This is a genomic window from Tolypothrix sp. VBCCA 56010 (assembly GCF_050875635.1).
Lineage (GTDB): Bacteria > Cyanobacteriota > Cyanobacteriia > Cyanobacteriales > Nostocaceae > Hassallia.
The window spans coordinates 16,811-38,609 of record NZ_JBPAOH010000067.1; the positions used below are offsets into that span (position 1 = coordinate 16,811).

Here is a 21,799-nt window from a genome sequence, read left to right on the forward strand (position 1 = left end):
TCTTTGCGCCTTTGCGCCTTTGCGTGAGATTATCTTCTTAAGTCCCCGGTAAATTCCGCAACCGCTCATCTTGATGACTGCGGTCGGCCAAAACCCTCAACAAAGGACCGTGCGAACCAAATTCTACAACACTAACCGACCCAACCGGACATCCCAAACGAAAACGAAAGCGTCCCACATCAATTCCTAACAGACTGCACAGCATAATTCTGATAGTAGCCTTGTGGGAAACAATTAACACATTGCCATCGCGATAAAGCTGCTTAATTTCTTCAATAACCTGAGTAGATCGAGAAGCGATCGCAACAGCCATTTCTCCCCCAGTGGGCGCATACCACGCCGGATCTGCTAACCAGCGAATATAATCATCGTGAAATTCTTTACTTACTGCTTCGGGTGTATTTCCTTCCCACTTACCGTAGTAAATTTCCTTTAAACCATCCCGCAGTTGTGGTTGCATTTCAATCGCTTCACACAAAGGTCTTGCAGTTGCCAAAGTTCGCTGCATCGGACTGCAAAAAATCGCCGTCCAAGGAGTAGAACTGTATGAAGAAGCAAAAGCCTTTGCCATTTCCAAGCCATCTGGTGTCAGTTCTGGATCTAGCGAACCGCAAAAAGCATTATTGCGACTCCATTCAGTTTGTCCGTGACGGAGGAAATAAAGAGTTAAAGTCATGGGATTTTAGATTTGAGATTGTTATGCAGGGCGGATATCCATAAATGTAACCAGAACCAGAATACAAGCGATCGCTAATATATTGAACAAAGTGCCAGTAATAGATTCACTTATCCTCACAAATGGTTACAACAGCAGTCAATCCCTATCTTGATCGAAACTTCGCGCCAGTACACAAAGAAATCACCACTGACACTTTAAAAGTCATCGGTGAACTACCTCCCGACTTATCAGGGATGTTCGTGCGAAATGGTCCCAACCCGCAATGGACACCCATTGGTCAGTATCACTGGTTTGATGGGGATGCAATGTTGCATGGTGTAAGAATTAGCAACGGTAAAGCTACTTATCGCAATCGCTACGTGCAAACAAAAGGATGGAAAATTGAGCATGAAGCGGGTAAAGCTGTTTGGAGTGGCTTATTAGAACCATCACAGAAAGATAACCCCCACAATTTCTCCAAGAATATTGCTAATACTGCCCTAACTTGGCACGCAGGTCAATTCTTAGCGCTGTGGGAAGGCGGTGCGCCTCACGCGATCAAAGTTCCCAATTTAGATACAATTGGTGAATATACTTATAATGGTCAGCTAAAATCTGCTTTTACGGCACATCCGAAGGTAGATCCGGTAACGGGTGAAATGATGTTTTTTGGTTACTCGTTCGCGCCACCATATCTGCAATATAGTGTAGTTTCTGCGTCGGGTGAATTATTGCGGACAGTACCGATTGATTTACCGATGGCAGTCATGATGCATGATTTCGCCATCACCGAAAATTATACAATTTTTATGGATTTGCCCTTGACATTTAGCCTGCAACGGGCACAGAGGGGAGAACCGGCGATGATGTTTGAGCGCGATCGCCCCAGTCGTTTTGGTATTGTCCCCCGTCACGGCGACAACAGCAATATCCGCTGGTTTGAAAGTCCCGCTTGCTACGTCTTTCATACCCTCAACGCTTACGAAGAAGGCGACGAAGTAGTGCTTATCGCCTGTCGCATGAATTCAACTAACGTCTTAGCTTTGCCCCAAGACACACACATTGATTCCCAAGGGGATATCCCCCGTCTGCATCAATGGCGGTTTAACCTCAGCACAGGTGCGGTGCGCGAGGAAATGTTAGATGATGTAGCTGCGGAATTCCCCCGCGTGAATGAAAATTTCTTAGGGCATCAAACCCGATACGGCTACGCTGGTAAAATGGCGAAGAGTTCCGTGCCTTTGTTCGAGGGTTTAATTAAATACGACTTCACCACTGGTAACTCTCAAACTCACGACTTCGGACGAGGACGTTATGGCGGTGAAGCGGTATTTGCACCTCGTCCTAATGCAACGTCAGAAGATGAAGGCTGGCTGGTGACATTTGTCCACGATACTAATGAGGATACATCAGAACTCGTGGTAGTCAATGCCCAAGATGTAAATGCCGAACCTGTAGCGCGGGTGTTAATTCCGCAACGTGTGCCTTACGGTTTTCACGCTGCATGGGTGAGTGAAGAACAGTTAAGCGCTTCTGTGTAAATAAACACCACAATCTCCTGCAATCTCGTTCCCATGCTCTGCGTGGGAACGTATATCCGGGAGGGCTGCTGCCTCCACTAACCGGATTACAAGGCAGCAGCCCAGTAACCAGAAAGTAGAGATGTCTTTAAGAAGAATTTGTTAATTGAATCAACTGATCAGGTGTAAGAATTCGCAAAGTTGTAACCGGAAAATCTTGACGATTGCGAGTAACAATTGCATCCAATTGATTAATTACAGCAGTGCTATATTGAATAGCATCTTCAAAATCTCTGAAGTTGGCAGTTAATGCCATTCTAATTACTGCTTTATTGACAATAGCAATTTGACAATATGTGACCAACCAATTCAAAAAATCTGTTGTCCATTCTCGACCTCGTGATTTGCGGATAATGTAATAAAGGTCGCTGAAGGTTGAGGCTGAGATATAACCTTCAATTTGACCTTGCTCAACTAGTAATAATACTTGTTGACTTGCCTCAAAATGAGGCTGACGTTCAAGGGCTACGTCTACGATAACGTTGGTATCTAGAAGTACTATCACAAATCGTATTTTTCCTTCAATCCTTCCCATCTCGCCTGTTCCGGGTCAAAGTCAGGCGGAACGGGAGGAGCATTTTCTAGTAACTCCCTAAGTGATTTTACCTTAGATTTTCTCTTTGGTTTCTCTTGTTGTGACTCAGTTTTGGGATTTGTGGAACTCGCACTCTCAACTACCTGCAAAACAATCACTTCCACATCTCCAGGTGGCATTTTCACAGGTTCGGTAATTACTAAATTACCTGCGTCGTCGATTTTTCCTTTGAGTTTGTAAGCTTGCATATTCTTGTCCCTTGTTTATTTCTAGGATAGCTAACGCCTGTTCACCGAAGCATTTGGTCGGAGAATAATCAAGTGATGACGAGCGCGAGAAGCACCAACATATAGTAATTGCTTGTGATTTGGAGGATTAGACTCAGTTTCAATTAAAATAACAACTTTACTCTCAAGCCCTTTGAAGTGATGAATTGTATTGCAGAGAATTTCAGGACCATTGATATCAGGAGTTGCTTTGATGCGAAATTTTCCTACAACCTGATTTTGAAGTGATTGTCTTCGTGTGGTTGTTAAAATCACGATGTCTTTTGTGGTAAAAGCCTCATTAATAACTAGACGATGAAGAAGACGACCAAGTGTATTTTTTAATTGAGTATCGTCTGTATAACTATGAATTTCTACATCCTGTCCTAATGGGCATAAAGATGACGTTGAATTCGATTCTGGGTGAAATTTTAAAACATATTCGTGTATTTTTTGAGTATTACGGCAATTTTTATTTTTTGAGTCTCCCCCTCTTCGCTTGCAAGGAGGTGGTAGGTGTTTTGTACTACGTGCTTCTCCTTCCTTCGCTACTGCGCGATCGCAAATAATCCCCGTCGCAGACAGATTAATGCGCTTAACTGAAATAACCTAAACTTAGATATGAACTACTGGGAGTGGAGAAGATGTTGTTGGAATTAAAGCGCATCCAAGTTCCACCAGGACAAAGAGTATTGCTCAAAGATGTAACCTGGCAAGAATTCAAAACAATTCTCGAAGATTTAGGAGAACACCGTGCAGCCAGAATTGCATACGACAGGGGAATACTAGAAATTATGGCACCATTGCCAGAACATGAATCTGATAAAGAAATTATTAGCGATTTAGTTAAAGCGCTTCTGGAAGAACTCGATATTGAGTTTAGATGTCTTGGTTCTACCACTTTCAAAAATAAAGCAATGGCTCAAGGTATAGAACCAGACCAGTGTTTTTATATCCAAAATGAATCCAAGATTCGTGGAAAGAAGCGACTAGATTTAACAGTAGATCCCCCTCCAGATTTAGCCTTAGAAGTTGATATAACTTCACGCACTCATCCGAATATTTATCAAGCATTAAAAGTTCCGGAACTTTGGCGTTTTGAGAAAGGCAAATTGCAAATTAATATCTTGCAAGATGGAAATTATGTAGAGTCTCAGTCAAGCTTAAATTTTCCGAAATTTGCGCTGATAGAAGTAATTCCTTTATATCTTGAGCAAAGTACAACAGCAGGTAGAAATGCAACACTCAAGGCTTTTCGTCTTTGGGTGCGACAGCAGATGCAACAGTAATGATATATGAAGTGCGATCGCATACCTAAATTTTGGTTGTGGGTCAGGCGATCGCCAAAATGAATTATGCTTATCAGTAAAACTACTAATCTTTGTCTGCCTAAAGCTAACCGATAAAACTGTGCGCTAGTTACCTCCCAAACGCTACATGAATGTGCGATGGCGTACCCGCCCCCCGGAGGCGATCGCGTGTGTTGTCAGAAATTCTGCTTGCGTGCGATCGCCTACCCGCCCCCCAAAGGCGAAAAGCAGGAAGTCTAATTGCACTTTTAGGTGTGGGAATGCTGATAATACAATCATTTCAGCCGCAATCTACAAATAGGATAAGAATCGAAAAATCGGTCAAACACAACCCTGCATAAATTGATTTTGCCCAACCCATAATGTACTATTTCTATCATTACCTATTTAGGAGTACTGAAGTTTTTATGAAGTATTTCCGCGATCGCCTGAGTACCAGTGTAGGTATTTGTTTATTTTTTAGCTTGTTCTTGGTGTTATTTATTAATTTGTTTTCCAATCAGGTAGTGGCGCAGCTTGTACCCATTACTAAAGATATCACGAAGATTACAATCAAAACAACGGCTGCGCCTATTAACTCGGTTTCTAATGTCAACGGAGACAGCGAATTTAAGGGAGGTACTTATCAGCTTAACTTCTTGGGATTAATTCAATCTATTACAAGTTTAGACTTTGATGGAGGAAAAGCCACTATAAACGAAGCTCCACCCGCAAAAGTATACGTTCGCCGCAAACCGCATACCGATCGCAGGCAGTTAGCCTGGTATTTTGGTACATTCGACTCTGAGAACAATACCTTCACCTTTTTGGCTAAGGGTCCACTTTCCGAACAGCAACTTTTTTCCAAAAACAACATATTAGCAGGCTTTGATAACGTTTTCACAAATACAGGAGCTAACATTGAAGGCAGATTTTATAACGGAAATGCCAGTATTGAACGTGTAGACTTCGTTTTGAATACTCCTATCGAAGCTAGTGATGATATGGGCTTTGTTGTGTTAGAAAGAGGTGCGGTAAATGCACACGATGGTTTTGGAATTGCGGCAATTACAAAAGTTAATTCTTCTAATAGACCAATCGCTTATGGTTCCGTTGTCATGATACCAGCAGGTTCATGGGGAAAAGTTCCTCTCGTCACACCAATTCCCCAGACTTATTTTCTAAACAATATTCCTGATGGTGGGACGGGAACTGCCCAAAACCCCGCTCTTACAATACCTGCCGGACAAACTCTAGGTGGCGTTGTTATCAAAACAAGCTCCCTTCTCAATCCTGGTAAAACAGTTTACGGTTACTCAATTTTCGGTTCTGACGTAACGTGTTCATCAACTGAGTTGGTTAATATAAACAATCTGTGTTTTTCCGACCAAACAAAGACTGAAGGTGGTATAGATCTACCTTCTGTCAATTTAGGGGCTGTAAAACTTACTTCAGGAGTGTAGATGTAGTGAAAAAGTGGCGTTGCTGATTGAAAATATGAATTTGTCTCACGCATACCGCTAAGGCGGAACCCGCTTTCTTAGGCGCAAAGGCGCAAAGGTACATCGCACTTTATAATTCTGCTTATACACTTTTTGCTCACGCGCTAACCGTTAAGTTTTTTATAGAGGCGATCGCAAACTTGTAGAAAACAGGATTATCTTTGCCAGAGCAGTTTATAGTTCTCAACCAGACAACTGGTAGGTTGTGATTTTGATGACTATAGTTGGGTTGAACTAAACCCAACCTACTAAATAATTGTTCAATTATTTATCATAGTCTGTGTCCTCATCATACTCAACTAGCTCTATATCCTCTGCCTCATTGCTTGAGCCAGTGCTTTGATTTACATGAGGCGAAAGAATTTTATTCATAGCTTTCTCAATTAGGCTGAGTAGTGCTTTTTCTCGGATAGCTAAGAAATTATAAAAATCATCTCCACGTAAAGCAGTTGGATCAATAACGTGGGTTTGCAAAATCTGATTCATTTGTGTGTGAGAAATGCCAGCTTGGTTTTGAATCTTGGGCAAGTAGATACTAGGCGCTTTACCCCCAATCATCCGGTTGGTTTTAGCCGATAGTGGAGTCTTGTTAAGAATACTGTCCCATAACCTGGGGTTAATATTTTGATCCTTGCACCATTTCTGGGGAAAAATGTGATGTATGTCAATTTTTTCGTCAAAATACATCTCAGTTTGGATGGCAACCCCAGTGCGAAAATCAAAAGCACCATCACGCATCAAAAGAGCAGATAAACCCTTGTAAGCAGCGCTGTTACGATTGCGTAGATTTATAAGACGTGCTGATGCAAAATTAGCACTAGTGATGGTATCAGGCTCAGAACCACCATTAGTCCATGCCAGCACTTCTGGTAGGTCTTTGGCAAGCCGCGTCTCAATAGCACCACTATAAATTTCGCCAAAGACTCCACACCAGTACCAACTTGCCAACTTCGCAGCTATCCCAGCATTATCACCTTGAACACCTAGTGCTGCAAAAATGGCTGCAAGAACTGTTAGTTGAGGTTGGTAGGGTAAATCCCTGGCAGTAAATATCTTTTGTGTGTGGAGTAGTTTGGCAGCTTTTTCAAATCCCTTAGTAACTTGATCAGCCCAAGTCTTATATTCGTTAAGCGTGAGTTTTAAAATGTCTTTACGAGTACAACTGATAGCGTGTGGCTGCTTTTGATGAGCGCGAGTAGCAAGTAGCGTCACTGCTTGCAAAAAATCAGTATTTTGAACATTACCCAGCACCAACAGCTTTTTCAGTTTCTTCTCACGCTTGAGCCAATCCTCTCGCAAGTTAAAATCATCAGCTGCATAAGTAGCCGTCAGTAACTCGAAGACTGTGAGAAAAACACCCCCTGTGTTCACCTTCTCAAAGACCTGACATACTGCTTCCCTCGGTGTTTCTTTACTCAACTGGATAATCGGCACTTGATACTGCTGGTAGGGTTGAATCACCTCCTGAAGGAAATTAGTCCAGAGGGTAAGGCGGTTTTGCATATTATCAGGGTCAATTTGTAAGTACTTCTGCATCCATATGTTCTGCCCTAAAGTGTCTAACACAAGTTGCAGAGGGAAAACCTCAGCAGCACACTCTTTTTCTGTTGTTGAGTAATCCGCGAGGATGTCTCCACGAAAATTCCTAATAATGCGATCGCTTGGTACACTGATAATTGCTTGTTCACGGTTAGAATTCAAAGCAAGCGCCTTGGTAATATCAACGTAATACCAGCGTTGAACCTCTTTCCCACGAACGTCTTTAGTTTTAACTTGCTTTTGTGAAAGCAATACTTGAAAAAGTGAGGTTATGCGTTGTTGTCCGTCTAGAATTAAATACTCAGGTTTTGCTGTTGAGCTAAGGGCAACACCTTCAAGTAAGCGATGTTTGAACTTCACAGCAGGATTGCCAGTTTCCAGCATCATTACTGCGCCAATCGGGTAAGAGAGAGAAACACTAGCTAATAAGCTTAGTATCTGCTCATCATTCCAAACCCAACTGCGCTGAAAATCTGGCAGCTGAGTTTTTCCCTCTTTAGTGCTTTGCAAAATTTGCTGTAGTGATTGTCTGATGCTTTGAGTGCTGGCAATGGCTGGCATAGCTTCTTTAGTTGATTTGAGTAGCATGATTTGGAAAAGACTTATAATAATCTTTCCCAAATTCCGCGTCAGCATAACTTCAACGAACCACTTTTATCAAGTTAGTTTAATTACATTGATACGTATGACTAAGTTCTTGAAGATGGGCAGTACCCACTTTACTTTTACATCCCCCTCCCTGCACGCGGTGAGTCCAGCGCCCAAGGGGAGAGCCACTTTGGCGGAACGGTATAGGCAACAGCCAAGTGGACTCACCGTGCTTTGGTTCCCAAAGTTGAGGCGACTGGCGAAAAGCGCAGGGGGAGGGGGTAGGGGGTGGGGTACTACGCGCTAAAGTACTTCGCTACCGGGTGATAGCAAATAATCGCCGTTGTAGACTGTTCTGGATAAATCTGCTCACTTTCATCCATAAACAGATTAATCCTATCAGTTCCCAACAACTCCAGTTGCTTGTACTGATCCTGAATATTCGGACAAGCCGGATACCCAAAACTATACCGCGAACCGCGATACCTCTGCGCCAAAATATCGCGAATATTATCCGGTTCCTCAGCCGCAAAACCCAACTCCCGCCGTATTCGAGCGTGCGTCCACTCAGCCAAAGCCTCCGCCACCTGCACCGCCAAACCGTGAAAATACAGATAATCAGTGTATTGATTAGCGGCAAACAACTTCTGAGCAAACTCAGTCGCAACCTCACCCACAGTCACCGCTTGCATCGGAAACACATCAATTACCCCCGACTCCTTCGGCGCAAAGAAATCTGCAATACAAAGTCTCCTCAACGACCTCTGCCTCGGAAACTCAAAACTAGCTCTTACCTTCGCGTCCTTCGCGTCTTCTCTTCGAGAGGCTTCGCCAACGCGGTTCGTATCATAAACATACAAACTATTCCCCTCAGCTTGACAAGGAAAATACCCATAAATTACCTGCGAATGCAACAAATTTTCCTCAATAATTCGCTGCTTCCAACTATCCAAAATCGGATACACCTTCTCATCCAAAAAAGCCTGATATTCCTCCTTAGATTGTTCCTTCGGCTTGCGGAATTGCCATTGCCCCGCAATCAAAGCTTGCAAATCTAAATAAGAAAATACCTCCTCCAAAGAAATATCACTCCCGCGTAACAATTGCGTACCCCAAAAAGGTGGTGTCGGACGTTCAATATCCACTGCCACCGCTTCAGAACGACGAGTATCTATTACCTTAGGTTCAACAGTTTCTTCCTTGGCTTTCTCTTCTGCTACTTCTTTATGCCCATTTTGTGACTCTTGTACAGCTTCATTCAAAAATCCTTGCAAATTATCCCAATGTCCTTGCGATTTTGCCGGCATTAATTTATCCATGAAATGCAAGTCAGAAAATGCATCTTTGCCATAAACAACTTTACCTTTGTAAGTGTTTTGACAATCATCATTGACAAACTTCGGAGTCAATGCCGCACCACCTAAAATTACGGGTACAGTTATTCCCTTTTCGTTGAAAACCTGCAAATTCTCTTTCATGAAAGCGGTAGATTTCACCAGCAAACCACTCATCGCAATACAATCAGCTTGATGCTTTTCGTATGCTTGAATGATGTTTTCTACTGGCTGTTTAATCCCTAAATTAATCACCTTGTAACCGTTGTTTGACAAGATGATATCCACCAGGTTTTTACCAATGTCGTGAACATCGCCTTTTACAGTGGCGATAACAAACGTTCCCTTGGCATTATTGCCTGATTCAGACTTTTCCATGAACGGTTCTAAAAAAGCAACCGCCGCTTTCATAGTTTCCGCAGATTGTAATACGAAAGGTAGCTGCATTTGCCCAGAACCGAACAATTCACCAACAACTTTCATTCCATCGAGCAAAAAGACGTTTATAATCTCTAAGGGGGGATATTGTTCTAAAGCTTTTTGCAGTTGTTCCTCTAGACCGATGCGTTCGCCGTCGATGATGTGACGCTTCAAACGTTCTTCGATGGGGAGACTTTCATCCAAAGAGCGATCGCGTTTCGTTGTCACTCCTTCAAATAATGTTGTCAACTCTCCCAAGGGGTCATAAACGCAGACATCACCCTCAAATCTCCGCTCATCGTTAATCAACTGGCGACAAACTTCTTGATGGCGTTCTTCAATCTTAGAAAGTGGTAAAATCTTGTTAGGACTAACGATCGCCGCATCCATTCCCGCTGCGATCGCTTCATGCAAAAACATTGAGTTCAGCACTACCCGCGCTGCTGGGTTTAAACCGAAGGAAATATTCGATACACCCAAAATTACATGACTTCCCGGCAATTCTTGACGAATCCGCCGAATCGCTTCAATCGTCGCTTTACCGTTTTCCCGGTCTTCTTCAATCCCCGTAGAAATCGGTAGCGCCAGCGTATCAAAAAATATCTCTGTCGCCGGAATGCCGAATTCTACAGCTTGACGGTAAGCACGTTGAGCAATTTGGAATTTTTTCTCAGCAGTTCTTGCCATTCCATCTTCATCGATAGTACCAATGACTACACCAGCACCATACTTTTTCGCCAACTCCAACACCTTCAAAAAGCGTGGTTCACCGTCTTCATAGTTGGTGGAATTCAGTAAACACTTACCGCCGGCAACTTTTAAACCCGCCTCCATCTTTTCCCATTCGGTTGAGTCGAGCATCAAAGGCAGCGTAACATTATTGACAATGCGCGAAACCAATTCGTGCATGTCTCGTTCGCCATTACGCCCCACGTAATCGACGTTGACATCGAGGATGTGTGCGCCTTCTTTGACCTGTGCCCTTGCCATTGAAACGAGTCCATCCCAGTCTTCCGCGTTTAGCAAATCGCGGCATTTTTTAGAACCGCTGGCGTTGAGACGTTCGCCGACAATCAAGAACGAGTTATCTTGGTCGTAGGGTTGCGTGCTGTAAATTGACGCTGCTGCTGGTTCAAGTTCCGGATGTCTAACTTTTGGCTTCAGGTCTTTGGCAATTTCTGCCATTTGTTGAATGTGTTCTGGACGCGTCCCACAGCAACCCCCAATCACTTGGACACCCAAATCTTCAACAAAGTGCATCAATGACATCCGTAATTCCATCGGTGTCAGGCGGTAGTGTGCTTGACCGCCGACGTTTTCCGGTAAACCCGCGTTGGGAATACAGGAAACGATAAAAGGCGAATGTTCCGAGAGATATTTGATGTGTGGTTTCATCAAGTCTGGACCGGTAGCGCAGTTCAGACCGAGAATGTCAATTTTATACGGTTCTAAAATGGTGACGACGGCGTTAATTTCCGTCCCGACCAACATTGTCCCCATAGTTTCCATTGTCACCGACACCATCACCGGACGGCGATCGCCTTTTTTAGCAAAAACTTCTTCAATTGCATTCAGCGCGGCTTTGATTTGCAGCACATCTTGACAAGTTTCCACGATAAACAAATCGACACCACCATCCCAAAGCCCTTCTGCTTGTTCGGCAAAAGACGCTTTCATTGTGTCAAAGTCAATATGTCCTAAGGTAGGTAATTTGGTTGTCGGTCCCATCGAACCGGCGACAAATCGCGGTTTTTCTGGGGTGGAAAATTCAGCGGCGACACGCTTTGCTAGTTCTGCGGCTGTTTTACTTAGGTAATATGCTTGGTCTGCAAGGTCGTATTCTGCAAGTACAATTGAGGCACTACCAAAAGTGTCAGTTTCGATGACATCTGCACCAGCAGCGAGAAAATCGCGGTGAACTTTGGCGACAGCTTCGGGTTTGGTGTGGACGAGATATTCGTTGCAACCTTCGTACTGAGAACCACCGAAATCCTCAGCAGTGAGGTTTTGCGTTTGCAAATTCGTTCCCATCGCCCCATCGAAGACGAGAACCGGATGGTCTGGACTGTGCAAGCGTTCTAGAAAGGAATGAGTCATATTTTCCTAGAAGAATTTACATAAGTCGAGTGATACTCCACTTAATTTAATATTTTCCTCAATTTCTCGCGCTTCGGAAGGTTTTTCCTTGATTTAGTATATTTAAAGATTGTGTAAATTAAGCGTAACAGTTGAGGAAGTGAAAAGCAACTTGCTTGACACCTGAGATTTATCTAAGCGCAGACTGATAGTAGATACTCATTTAGGACTTATGCAAAACTAAAGTCTTGTAGGGGCAATTCATGAATTGCCCCTACGTCAATTCAATGGTGACGACGAAGGAAGTGCGTAAGTCCTATTATTTATTTTTGGTATTCTATTAACCTATTTTTCATTAAAATCAAGATATTAAGATTATTTTCATTAGTTATTTAAGTATAAAATAATGAACTTTAAGGACTGGGCGACCAGAGTAATGCTAATTTCTCTGGTATTCGTCGCTTTGATTGTGGCGTTGCTTGTTGGGACTACACGATTGCAAAATAATACACCAGAAAGTGCGTTGGCGCAGCCCGCCGCAGGCATCGCTTCTTGGAGTCAATATCCAAACGCGCAAATGCGATCGCCGATCAAACCAAGCAGCGCTGCAAATCCTCGCAAATCTCTATTCAAAACCACTGCGGCTTTTACAAAGTACAGACCCAGATATGAAATTGCTTGGGCAGATCCAAGCAACTACGGAGAGCGTTATACCAAAGACGTTAATGGCATAAAAGTCAACAATCTACCGATTATAGTACTTCATGAAACTTCTAATTCTGCTCAGAGCGCCATTAATTTTTTTCAAACACCTCATACCGACGAAAATGTGCAAGCGAGTTACCACGCGATGATTAAGTTAGATGGAACAGTTATTTATACAGTTCCACCAGATAAACGCGCTTATGGTGCAGCGAATTCAGTATTTGATAGTGCTAACGGTTCAGAAAGCGTGAAAACTAATTTGAATTTACCACCATCTGTAAATAACTTTGCTTATCACGTTTCTTTAGAAACCCCACCAGACGGTTGGACTGACACAGAACCAATTCATAGCGGTTACACTGAAGCTCAATATTATTCTTTGGCTTGGTTAATCGCTCAAAGTGATGTCCCAGACGATCGCATTACCACCCATCGTCTAGTAGATCGTTCCGAAACACGAATCGATCCCAGAAGTTTTGATGGAGAGAAGTTTCTCAACTTACTTCATAACTTTCGTCAAGTAAGTGAATAATGACTCAGGAACCAAGAACGCAATAATGAAGTAAGAAAGCTAAAATCAAAGCCTAGCTTGCTGCCCAAAGCAATTTTATACTTATATATAAGCATTATGACCGCAATTACCATCAACTTTAATAATGTCCTCAAACTTAGCGACGACCAATTTTATCAACTGTGCCGTGATAATCCCGATGTCAAATTTGAACGTAATGCTTTTGGAGAACTAATTATAATGTCACCAACCGGAGGAGAAACAGGAAAATGTAATGCATCGATGACTGCGGATTTTATAATTTGGAACCGTCAAACAAAACTTGGAGAAGTATTCGACTCCTCCACCTGCTTTAAACTCCCCAACGGTGCGGATCGCTCCCCCGATGTATCTTGGATAAAATTAGAACGATGGAATGCACTTACATCAAAACAACGCGAAAAGTTTCCTCCTATCGCTCCCGATTTTGTGTTGGAGTTAATGTCCCCATCGGATAGTTTGAGTGAAACGCAAGCCAAAATGCAAGAATATATGAATGCAGGTGTAAAGTTAGGTTGGCTAATTGATAGAAAAACTCGCCGTGTTGAAATTTATAGACAAGGGCAACAAAAAGAAGTATTAGAGTCTCCTACAAGCTTATCTGGAGAAGATATATTACCTGGTTTTGTCTTAGATTTACTTTTTGTATGGGGTTAAGATTTTCCAAAACTATAAATTGTTTGCGTCTTGAGTTGTTCGCAACAAATCACGGAGAATTTATATTTATTCATATACATTGAATTTTCGTCACCGACTTACTTAAGTAATGTTAACAAGGTGAATTAACAACAGGTAAAAATATATATTAAAAATACTTATAATTCAAAAGCCTCCATTAGGCAAACATTCACCTGATTAATTGCTTCAGCCGAAAGATAACCCAGTTTTCTGATAATCATCGTCTTGTTCAAAGTAAAAATTGATTCACAGCGAATTACAGACTCAACTCTAATACCTGCACCAGTAATTTCCTCTTCCGTTATCAAGTATTGCGTTGCTGTTAGCGGACGATTAGTATTAAAGGTGCAAGGCACAACCATTACATCATCAAGAATTTGATTCAACCGATCTGTTGAAACGACTATAGCAGGGCGAATTTTAAGCTGTTGAAACTGAGTCGAAGGCATTGGCACCCGACATAGTACCACATCACCGCGCTGTAAGTTCATCAGCAAACAGTTCGTCGTATATGTCATTCTCAGCGCTTAACCAATCTTGATAAGCTTGAGATTCTATGTGATAAACAGGTTTTTTGCCACTTTGCAGAGAAACAGCTAAATCCAGCAGTACTGATAATTGCTCATCGTTGAGTTGCTCAACTATCTTTTCTAGTTCTTTACGAATGTTCATGGGATTTCCCATTGTTAGTTACTTTCGTCTAAGGACTGCATTTGACTAAAACTATAAATTGTTTGCGTCTTCAGTTGTTCGCAACAAATCGATGAAGGTAAAGTTCCATCAGGAAAGGTTTGCCGATCGCATTGCACTTGCAAATGACTCAAAGGATCGATCCCTGGAGAAATCATAAATTCAAACTTATCAACATAAGGCAAACTTGCCAAATTGTCAAGTATTTGACCGATCGCCTGTACATAAGGATGACTGTTTTGCTGATACCAATCAGGTGCAGCTAGTTGCGGTTGATCGAAACCCAAATGTACAGTTAAAGATGGTTTGTCAAATAAAGCGATCGCTAACGGACGCGCTTCTTCTTGCAACAATAAATCATGGCTTTTCGCTAAATGACGCAGCTTCTCTAAACGTTCATAACGTTCCGTTACAGCTTCTGGGTCATCTTGCCAATGAATCGCTACCGTTACCAGATACGTCTGCAACAGCATATGATCTAGCTTTCTCGCCTTTGTAGCCAAATAATAAGAATTGTAATCGTTTGCCTCAATCAACAACGGTACGCGATCGACTACTTCTAAGCCGTAACCCTTAACACCCGCAATTTTCCGGGGATTATTGGTAATTAGGCGAATCTTATGCACGCCTAAATCCATCAGCATTTGCGCTCCCATACCATAATCTCGCAAATCGGCGGGAAATCCCAAACGCTCGTTTGCCTCGACTGTATCCAGTCCCATATCCTGGAAGCTGTAAGCCTTCAACTTATTAATCAAGCCAATGCCCCGCCCTTCTTGTCGCAGGTATACTACGACACCTTTACCCGCTTGCTCAATCATTTTCAGAGCGGCTTGCAATTGCAATTGACAATCACAGCGCAGAGAACCTAAAGCGTCACCTGTCAAGCATTCTGAATGCATTCGCACCATTACAGGCTCATCTTTAAAGGTAGCTGGGTCGCCTTTGACAATCGCTACGTGTTCAGTATTATCTAGGGTATGACGGTAGCCATAAATTTCAAATCTGCCGTACTGACTCGGTAATTTCGTGACGACATCGCGATACACCAAGCGATCGTGTTTCAGGCGATAACTGATTAAATCAGCAATGCTAATAATTTTCAGCTTATGATGTAAGGCATACTCAAATAACTGAGGCAATCGCGCCATCGAGCCATCGGGGTTTTGAATTTCACAAATTACCCCAGCTGGATATAACCCGGATAATCGAGCTAAATCAACCCCTGCTTCCGTATGTCCGGCGCGTTTTAATACACCGCCTTGCTTGGCACGAATCGGGAAAATATGACCTGGGCGACGTAAATCTGAAGGCTGTGTCGCTGGATTGAGCGCCACTTGGATAGTACGGGCGCGGTCTTCTGCGGAAATGCCAGTACTGACATTTAAATGGGGAGCTGCATCAATGCTGACAGTGAAAGCAGTTTGATTAGTGTCTGTAATATTGCTTACCATTAATGGTAAGTCAAGTTCATCAAGGCGATCGCCTGTCATTGCCAAACAAATCAGCCCTCGTGCTTCCACCGCCATAAAATTAATCATATCCGGGGTAGCAAATTGGGCAGCGCAAATCAAATCGCCTTCATTTTCTCGATTTTCATCATCTACTACCACCACAGAGCGACCGGCTTTCAGGTCTGCTAAAGCGGCATCAATCAAGTCAAATTCAAAAGTTGAGGATGTGGTCTGAGACTGCGACACAGAGTATTTCCAACGACCAAACGTAAATTTTTTTAACAAAACCTACTTTTCGATTGTACAACCTTTAATGGGGAATGGGGAATGGGGGAGATGGGGAGATGGGGAGATGGGGGGAGGGGGAGATGGGGGAATCGGGAGAAATAATTGTCCTCCACTCCTGCACTCCCCCACTCCCCCACTCCCCCACTTTAGTTTTCAATCATAGCGATCGCATAACTGACCTAACGCTAATGGTCGCATTTAGTTGATGATAGTTGATAGCCAATAACGAATTAATCATTCATCGGATAAGGATTTGATATCATGGGCAATTTAAGACGCGTACCCGTTGGCATTGTTGGCGCGTCAGGCTACGGCGGAGTACAGCTAGTTCGACTACTGATGGATCATCCAGAAGTCGAAGTTGTTTATTTAGGTGGCGAGAGTAGCGCTGGCAAACCGTTTGGCGAACTTTACCCTCATTTGGCTCATGCAGTTAATTTACCAGTTGAGGAGGTAGATCCAGAAATTATCGGCGATCGCACTGAAGTGGTGTTTCTCTCTCTTCCAAATGGTCTGGCTTGCGAAATGGCTCCAAAACTGTTGGAAAAAAATTGTAAAGTACTCGATCTCAGTGCAGATTACCGCTTCACTGACTTGACAACTTACACAACTTGGTATAACAAACAGAGAAACGATAACGCCACAGCTGCTACAGCAGTTTATGGCTTACCAGAATTATATCGCGATCGCATATCTGAAGCGCAGTTAATTGGCTGTCCCGGCTGCTATCCTACCGCCAGCCTCCTCGCACTTTCGCCACTTTTGAAGCAAGGTTTAATTGTCCCGGAAACCGCCATTGTCGATGCTAAGTCTGGCACCTCCGGCGGCGGACGGCAAGCGAAAATCAACTTCTTGCTAGCCGAAGCAGACAACTCTCTAGGGGCATACGGTGTCGCCCGTCACCGCCACACCCCGGAAATTGAGCAGATTTGCAGTGATTTGGCGGGGCATGAAGTTATGATTCAATTTACACCCCACCTTATCCCAATGGTGCGGGGTATTTTAGCTACCGTATACGCCACCCTCCGCGATCCCGGCTTAGTGCGAGACGACTTAATTACTATTTTTAGAGCCTTTTACCGTAACTCTCCTTGGGTGAGAATTTGCGAAACAGGCGAATATCCCCAAACAAAATGGGCTTGCGGTAGTAATCTTTGTTATATCGGTTTAGAAGTTGACCCGCGCACCGGTCGCGTGATTGTTATGTCAGCAATTGATAACTTAATTAAAGGTCAGGCAGGTCAAGCTATCCAATGTATGAACATTATGATGGGCTGGGATGAAACCTTAGGCTTACCCAAGTTGGGATTTTATCCTTAAATCAGTTAGGAGTTAGAAATTGTAGAGACGCGACATGTCGCGTCTGTACAGGAGTTTTTAATTCATAACTCATCACTCCTAACTCCTAACTCTACTTCGATGCCCACAATTGATGATTTTTGTTGACAAAATCTATTTACTTTCTCTCTAGTTCATCAATCATGAATTCATAATCATGACTAAATCTAGTAACAAGATGGGAATTATCACTACTACAATTACAGTAAGTAATTTAGTCGATGAAATATTAGCAGAACGGGGTTTTACTTTGAGCGAACAAATTCGCTCTATTACTCTAAATAATGTTTTAGTTGATATAGGCGCAACCCGTCTTTGTCTACCAGCAAAAATTATTGTTCAGTTAGGCTTACCGCTTGCCGGAGAAATAGATGTTAAAACCGCAGCGGGTATCTGTAAAACACGTCTTTTTAAGCGCGTAAGTCTAACATTAGAAGGAAGAAAAGGTGAATTCACCTGTACTGAATTACCAGGTGGAGAGGATATACTTTTGGGTGTAATTCCACTTGAAGAACTAGGATTGCAACCTGATGTAATTAATCAGCGATTAATCTTGCTGCCTGAGACTGGTAAGGATACTTACCATTCAATTTTATGATGATTAAATATAGCGGTTATTATTCATAATATATCAGTCTTAAATCAGTCGTGAGAAGTTAGATTACCGACAATTTATGCGAATAAATATACGTAGGGTGCGTTACGGATGAAATCCGTAACGCACCCTACAAATACTGGGGACTGGGGACTGGGAACAAACAGATCCATGTCAATAATCTCTTTGCTAATCCCTACTCCCTAGTCCCTAATCCCTAGTTTCTAGTTTCTACTTCGGTCCCATGCCTACAGTACCGGCATAAATAGCGCGATCGCCTAATTCATCTTCAATTCGCAGCAAGCGATTATATTTTGCTACTCGTTCGCTGCGACACAGAGAACCGGTTTTAATTTGACCGGCACGAGTTGCGACAGCTAAATCGGCAATAGTCGTATCTTCAGTTTCACCTGAACGATGGCTGATAACTGACCGGAAACCGTTGCGAGTCGCTAAATCAATCGTTTCCAAAGTTTCTGTTAACGAACCAATTTGATTAAGTTTAATCAAAATGGCGTTAGCGGATTTTTGCTCAATGCCTTTTTGTAAGCGTGTGGCGTTAGTTACAAACAAATCATCACCTACCAACTGAGTATGCGAACCGATTTTCTCAGTCAGTAACTGCCAATTTTGCCAATCTTCCTCATGCAACCCATCCTCAATCGATACAATCGGGTATTGATTGACTAATTGCCCTAAATAATCAACAAATTCAACTGGGGAATGAGGTTTACCGTCATAGACATATTGTCCTTCCTTGTAAAACTCACTCGCTGCCACATCCAAAGCCAAAGCGACTTCTTCACCTGGCTTGTAACCAGCTTTCTCAATCGCTGCCACCAACAATTCTAAAGCAACCTGATTCGACTCTAGGTTAGGGGCAAAACCGCCTTCATCCCCCACGCCGGTCAGTAGACCTTTATCATCCAACACCTTGCTGAGGGTAGCAAATACCTCCGCACCCCAACGCAAAGCTTCCCGGAAAGAAGACGCACCAATGGGGACAATCATAAACTCTTGAAAATCCACATTATTTGCAGCGTGTGCCCCACCGTTAATTACATTCATCAACGGTACCGGCAACAAATTTGCCAAAGGTCCACCTAAATAGCGATATAGGGGAATTCCTAGAGATTCGGCACCAGCTTTGGCGGCGGCTAGAGAAACTGCTAAAATCGCATTCGCGCCCAAATTGGATTTATTCGCCGAACCATCTAAAGCAATCATCGTGCGATCGATCAGTTCTTGGTTCAGTGCATCCATGTTGATTAACTTCGGCGCAAGTGCCTCCTTGACGTTCTGCACCGCCTTGAGTACCCCTTTGCCCCCGTAACGATGTTTTTCGCCATCCCGCAGTTCGTGCGCCTCAAAAGTGCCTGTAGACGCGCCACTAGGAACCTGTGCCAATCCTACAGCACCGTTGAGCAAATGCACTTCCGCTTCAATTGTCGGTCTGCCGCGAGAGTCGAGAATTTCACGAGCAGCGATCGCCTCAATAGCAGTATCTATGTTAATCATCTTTTCTTCGTCCTTTAGATGAAAGCGTTTTTGCCGCACAAACAAACAGCCTATTGGTTCCGACGATCTAGCATAGGCGTTTCCGGGACTTTATACGCTCAGATTTAACAAGTTTTCTAGACATTTGCTTGTCGGCGCTGCCTGCTTTGATTCTAGCTAGCGCTAAGTATGAATACAGTGCATATTATAAAATCATTACATCAATTATTCTCCACTTTTAGTCAAAATTGGCACTTAATGATACAAATATATGGAACATAAATATTACAAAACAGATCGTAAAAATGAGGTTGTTTGCCACTGAATTGTAAATTGCTTATGAAACCTATTCTCATGACTATTACGGCTTTGAGTATTGTTGCCTTGGTGATGCCAAAAGCGAATGCAATACAAGCCTCTGACAAACTGCAAGTAACTTCTGCTACACAATTGAGTCAAGCTACAGCAGTAGATATATCTTTACTAGCTAAAACTATTACTGGTTTTTTGCAGAGCGATCGCTATCAAACTGAGTCGCAAATTTTAATGAGTGGTAAAAATCAAGGCATTGATTTCACCATTTACGCGCAAGTTAAAACTATCGCTCAGTCTGATGGCAAATTTCGCTCGGAAATTACTTTTACACGAGAAGGAGAACAACCCAAACCTCCTACTCTGGTCATTTCCGATGGTAAACAAGTTTCAATTTACAAACCAGACTCAAAACAATACGCTGTAACTTCCTACGATAATTTTGGCAAGTCAGATGATTACTTTTTAATTGGCATGTCCTCCTCCCTATTTCTGCAAATCCCCAATGATACCAGAAAAATTCTTGCTCGCGGTCAATTATCAGATAAAGAAATTTTGCAACTAATTGGCTTGACCCCCAATTTGGACTTGAAAGCAGATCAACGCACAGTTGAAGGCGAATCTTTTTATGTCTACAATTACACAGCTAGCAAAGAAGGATTAACCTTTAGCGGTTTCGTCCAGCCACAAACTGCTACTCTCAAGCAATTACAAATATCAGGCAAATCCCAAGGATTAGACATTTTGATTGCCGAAAAAATCCTCAATAGAACCGCAAATCCTGCCCTAACCCCGCAAACATTCACATTTTCGCCACCAAAAGGTGCAAAAAAAGTCAAATCCCTCTCCATCAGCCCCTTTTAAACACTTAAAGGAATGAGCCCAGAAACTCTCTTAAACTCCTATTCCTCTGCGTCCCCTGCGTCCTCTGCGGTTTATTTTCTCCTAATTGTGCGTAATACCATTTCACTTTATGGGTGATACAAATAATTTGCAAAGGGCAGGGTTTCCCTGCCCATACATATATGTATGATGATTTTCGTAAATTGGTATTTGTGAAAGTTAGCAGCATCCCCATTTAAAATCGGTAAAGAAGCAATCACCAAAAAATTATGCGCTTACTACACACAATGTTACGCGTCGGCAACCTCGAAGAATCCTTGAAATTTTATTGCGATGTCCTGGGAATGAAATTATTGCGACGAAAAGATTATCCAGGTGGAGAATTTACCCTCGCTTTTGTCGGTTACGGTGACGAATCAGACAATACAGTGCTAGAACTAACCTACAACTGGGGTGTTGAAAAATATGACTTAGGTAATGCTTACGGTCACATTGCCTTAGGAGTCGATGATATTTACTCTACCTGTGACGAAATCAGAAATACTGGCGCGAAAGTAGTCCGGGAACCAGGACCGATGAAACACGGTTCAACGGTAATTGCTTTTGTCGAAGATCCAGATGGGTACAAAGTAGAACTTATTCAACTGGGTACTCAGGGTTCAAATGCGAAACAGGAGTCACAAGAAAAACTTGTAACTCAGTAATTATGTTGTTACATAGGTGAGATTTCGCGTGAAGCAATGTCTGCGGCAAAGAATTTATTCTCAAAAGTTGTCGGTTGAGAACTTAGTCGGTTGCAAAATTATCAGCAATCGACGAAAGTTTTATTGGATTGTAGCGGTAAGTATTATCACGACATTTGTCCAGACATGCTTGCCATTAAAAGCACAGATGAATATTGAAGGGGAGACAAGGGAGACAAGGGAGACAGGGGGACAGGGGGACTCCTTGGAGACAAGGGGGACAAGGGAGACACTAGGGGCGGGGTTTCCCCGCCCAATGCCCGATGCCCATTGCCCAATGCCCGATGCCCATTGCCCATTGCCCGATGCCCATTGCCCA

At 42.9% G+C, this 21,799-nt stretch carries 21 protein-coding genes and 1 pseudogene; 11 read left to right on the forward strand and 11 right to left on the reverse strand.

The features are described 5' to 3' along the window. Window positions 1-37: 37 nt before the first annotated feature. The gene (locus AABK37_RS21865; RefSeq protein WP_432553634.1) at window positions 38-676 is read right to left on the reverse strand and encodes a histidine phosphatase family protein; all 639 of its coding nucleotides are present in this window, start codon (window positions 674-676) and stop codon (window positions 38-40) included. A gap of 122 nt (window positions 677-798) precedes the next feature. On the opposite strand from AABK37_RS21865, the gene AABK37_RS21870 reads away from it, so the two are divergent. Next, window positions 799-2,199, forward strand: a complete 1,401-nt coding sequence (locus AABK37_RS21870) for a carotenoid oxygenase family protein (RefSeq protein WP_432553635.1) — start codon at window positions 799-801, stop codon at window positions 2,197-2,199. A 127-nt stretch (window positions 2,200-2,326) separates the two neighbouring features. Here the strand turns inward: AABK37_RS21870 and AABK37_RS21875 are convergent, their stop codons facing one another. The 3 genes from AABK37_RS21875 to AABK37_RS21885 are packed head-to-tail and all read right to left on the reverse strand — an operon-like array spanning window position 2,327 to window position 3,645. Then, window positions 2,327-2,743 carry a type II toxin-antitoxin system VapC family toxin gene (locus AABK37_RS21875; RefSeq protein WP_432553636.1) on the reverse strand — a complete coding sequence of 139 codons (417 nt, stop codon included), beginning with the start codon at window positions 2,741-2,743 and terminating at the stop codon, window positions 2,327-2,329. Then, complete coding sequence (locus AABK37_RS21880) at window positions 2,740-3,021, reverse strand: hypothetical protein (RefSeq protein WP_432553637.1); 282 nt, start codon at window positions 3,019-3,021, stop codon at window positions 2,740-2,742. Before AABK37_RS21880 ends, AABK37_RS21875 begins: the two co-directional genes overlap by 4 nt. Before the next feature lie 30 nt (window positions 3,022-3,051). Continuing rightward, the gene (locus AABK37_RS21885; RefSeq protein WP_432553655.1) at window positions 3,052-3,645 is read right to left on the reverse strand and encodes an ATP-binding domain-containing protein; all 594 of its coding nucleotides are present in this window, start codon (window positions 3,643-3,645) and stop codon (window positions 3,052-3,054) included. A gap of 38 nt (window positions 3,646-3,683) precedes the next feature. Here AABK37_RS21885 and AABK37_RS21890 point away from each other — a divergent pair, with 38 nt between their 5' ends. Then, on the forward strand, window positions 3,684-4,328 hold the full coding sequence (locus AABK37_RS21890) for a Uma2 family endonuclease (RefSeq protein ID WP_432553638.1): 645 nt from the start codon (window positions 3,684-3,686) through the stop codon (window positions 4,326-4,328). A gap of 144 nt (window positions 4,329-4,472) precedes the next feature. Here the strand turns inward: AABK37_RS21890 and AABK37_RS21895 are convergent, their stop codons facing one another. After that, a complete protein-coding gene (locus AABK37_RS21895) occupies window positions 4,473-4,628 on the reverse strand; it encodes a hypothetical protein (protein ID WP_432553639.1) in 156 nt (51 codons plus the stop codon). Window positions 4,629-4,756: 128 nt separating this feature from the next. Between AABK37_RS21895 and AABK37_RS21900 the strand changes: the two genes are divergently transcribed. Then, a complete protein-coding gene (locus AABK37_RS21900) occupies window positions 4,757-5,791 on the forward strand; it encodes a hypothetical protein (RefSeq protein ID WP_432553640.1) in 1,035 nt (344 codons plus the stop codon). A 303-nt stretch (window positions 5,792-6,094) separates the two neighbouring features. Here AABK37_RS21900 and AABK37_RS21905 read toward each other — a convergent pair whose 3' ends face one another. Then, window positions 6,095-7,957, reverse strand: coding sequence for a GmrSD restriction endonuclease domain-containing protein (locus AABK37_RS21905; protein WP_432553641.1), 1,863 nt, complete (start codon window positions 7,955-7,957; stop codon window positions 6,095-6,097). 296 nt (window positions 7,958-8,253) lie between these two features. Continuing rightward, complete coding sequence (metH, locus tag AABK37_RS21910; protein ID WP_432553642.1) at window positions 8,254-11,808, reverse strand: methionine synthase; 3,555 nt, start codon at window positions 11,806-11,808, stop codon at window positions 8,254-8,256. A 385-nt stretch (window positions 11,809-12,193) separates the two neighbouring features. Here metH and AABK37_RS21915 point away from each other — a divergent pair, with 385 nt between their 5' ends. Both AABK37_RS21915 and AABK37_RS21920 read left to right on the forward strand, forming a co-directional pair. Then, the gene (locus AABK37_RS21915) at window positions 12,194-13,024 is read left to right on the forward strand and encodes a peptidoglycan recognition protein family protein (RefSeq protein WP_432553643.1); all 831 of its coding nucleotides are present in this window, start codon (window positions 12,194-12,196) and stop codon (window positions 13,022-13,024) included. A gap of 96 nt (window positions 13,025-13,120) precedes the next feature. Further along, complete coding sequence (locus AABK37_RS21920) at window positions 13,121-13,699, forward strand: Uma2 family endonuclease (protein WP_432553644.1); 579 nt, start codon at window positions 13,121-13,123, stop codon at window positions 13,697-13,699. Window positions 13,700-13,857: 158 nt separating this feature from the next. Here AABK37_RS21920 and AABK37_RS21925 read toward each other — a convergent pair whose 3' ends face one another. From AABK37_RS21925 to ribBA, 3 genes are read right to left on the reverse strand one after another with little or no spacing between them, the layout of a single operon-like run. After that, complete coding sequence (locus AABK37_RS21925; protein WP_432553645.1) at window positions 13,858-14,211, reverse strand: type II toxin-antitoxin system PemK/MazF family toxin; 354 nt, start codon at window positions 14,209-14,211, stop codon at window positions 13,858-13,860. Beyond that, the gene (locus AABK37_RS21930; RefSeq protein ID WP_432553646.1) at window positions 14,192-14,392 is read right to left on the reverse strand and encodes a hypothetical protein; all 201 of its coding nucleotides are present in this window, start codon (window positions 14,390-14,392) and stop codon (window positions 14,192-14,194) included. Before AABK37_RS21930 ends, AABK37_RS21925 begins: the two co-directional genes overlap by 20 nt. 14 nt (window positions 14,393-14,406) lie before the next feature. After that, the gene (ribBA, locus tag AABK37_RS21935) at window positions 14,407-16,110 is read right to left on the reverse strand and encodes a bifunctional 3,4-dihydroxy-2-butanone-4-phosphate synthase/GTP cyclohydrolase II (RefSeq protein WP_432553647.1); all 1,704 of its coding nucleotides are present in this window, start codon (window positions 16,108-16,110) and stop codon (window positions 14,407-14,409) included. A gap of 74 nt (window positions 16,111-16,184) precedes the next feature. On the opposite strand from ribBA, the gene AABK37_RS21940 reads away from it, so the two are divergent. The 3 genes from AABK37_RS21940 to AABK37_RS21950 all read left to right on the forward strand — a co-directional run bounded on the left by AABK37_RS21940 (window position 16,185) and on the right by AABK37_RS21950 (window position 18,088). Continuing rightward, complete coding sequence (locus AABK37_RS21940) at window positions 16,185-16,358, forward strand: hypothetical protein (RefSeq protein WP_432553648.1); 174 nt, start codon at window positions 16,185-16,187, stop codon at window positions 16,356-16,358. 55 nt (window positions 16,359-16,413) lie between these two features. Next, entirely contained in the window at window positions 16,414-17,472 is a 1,059-nt protein-coding gene (gene argC, locus AABK37_RS21945) for an N-acetyl-gamma-glutamyl-phosphate reductase (RefSeq protein WP_432553649.1), read from the forward strand. A gap of 175 nt (window positions 17,473-17,647) precedes the next feature. Then, window positions 17,648-18,088, forward strand: coding sequence for an aspartyl protease (locus AABK37_RS21950; protein WP_432553650.1), 441 nt, complete (start codon window positions 17,648-17,650; stop codon window positions 18,086-18,088). Between the two features lie 228 nt (window positions 18,089-18,316). On the opposite strand, the gene eno is transcribed toward AABK37_RS21950, so the two are convergent. Continuing rightward, window positions 18,317-19,603 (reverse strand): phosphopyruvate hydratase, encoded by a 1,287-nt coding sequence (gene eno / locus AABK37_RS21955; protein ID WP_432553651.1) that lies wholly within the window; start codon window positions 19,601-19,603, stop codon window positions 18,317-18,319. A 318-nt stretch (window positions 19,604-19,921) separates the two neighbouring features. On the opposite strand from eno, the gene AABK37_RS21960 reads away from it, so the two are divergent. The 3 genes and pseudogenes from AABK37_RS21960 to AABK37_RS21970 form a co-directional block, all read left to right on the forward strand. After that, entirely contained in the window at window positions 19,922-20,758 is an 837-nt protein-coding gene (locus AABK37_RS21960; protein WP_432553652.1) for a LolA family protein, read from the forward strand. 248 nt (window positions 20,759-21,006) lie between these two features. Next, window positions 21,007-21,441 (forward strand): lactoylglutathione lyase, encoded by a 435-nt coding sequence (gloA, locus tag AABK37_RS21965; RefSeq protein ID WP_039743379.1) that lies wholly within the window; start codon window positions 21,007-21,009, stop codon window positions 21,439-21,441. Window positions 21,442-21,469: 28 nt separating this feature from the next. Further along, a pseudogene (locus AABK37_RS21970) lies at window positions 21,470-21,799 on the forward strand (hypothetical protein); the annotation flags it as partial.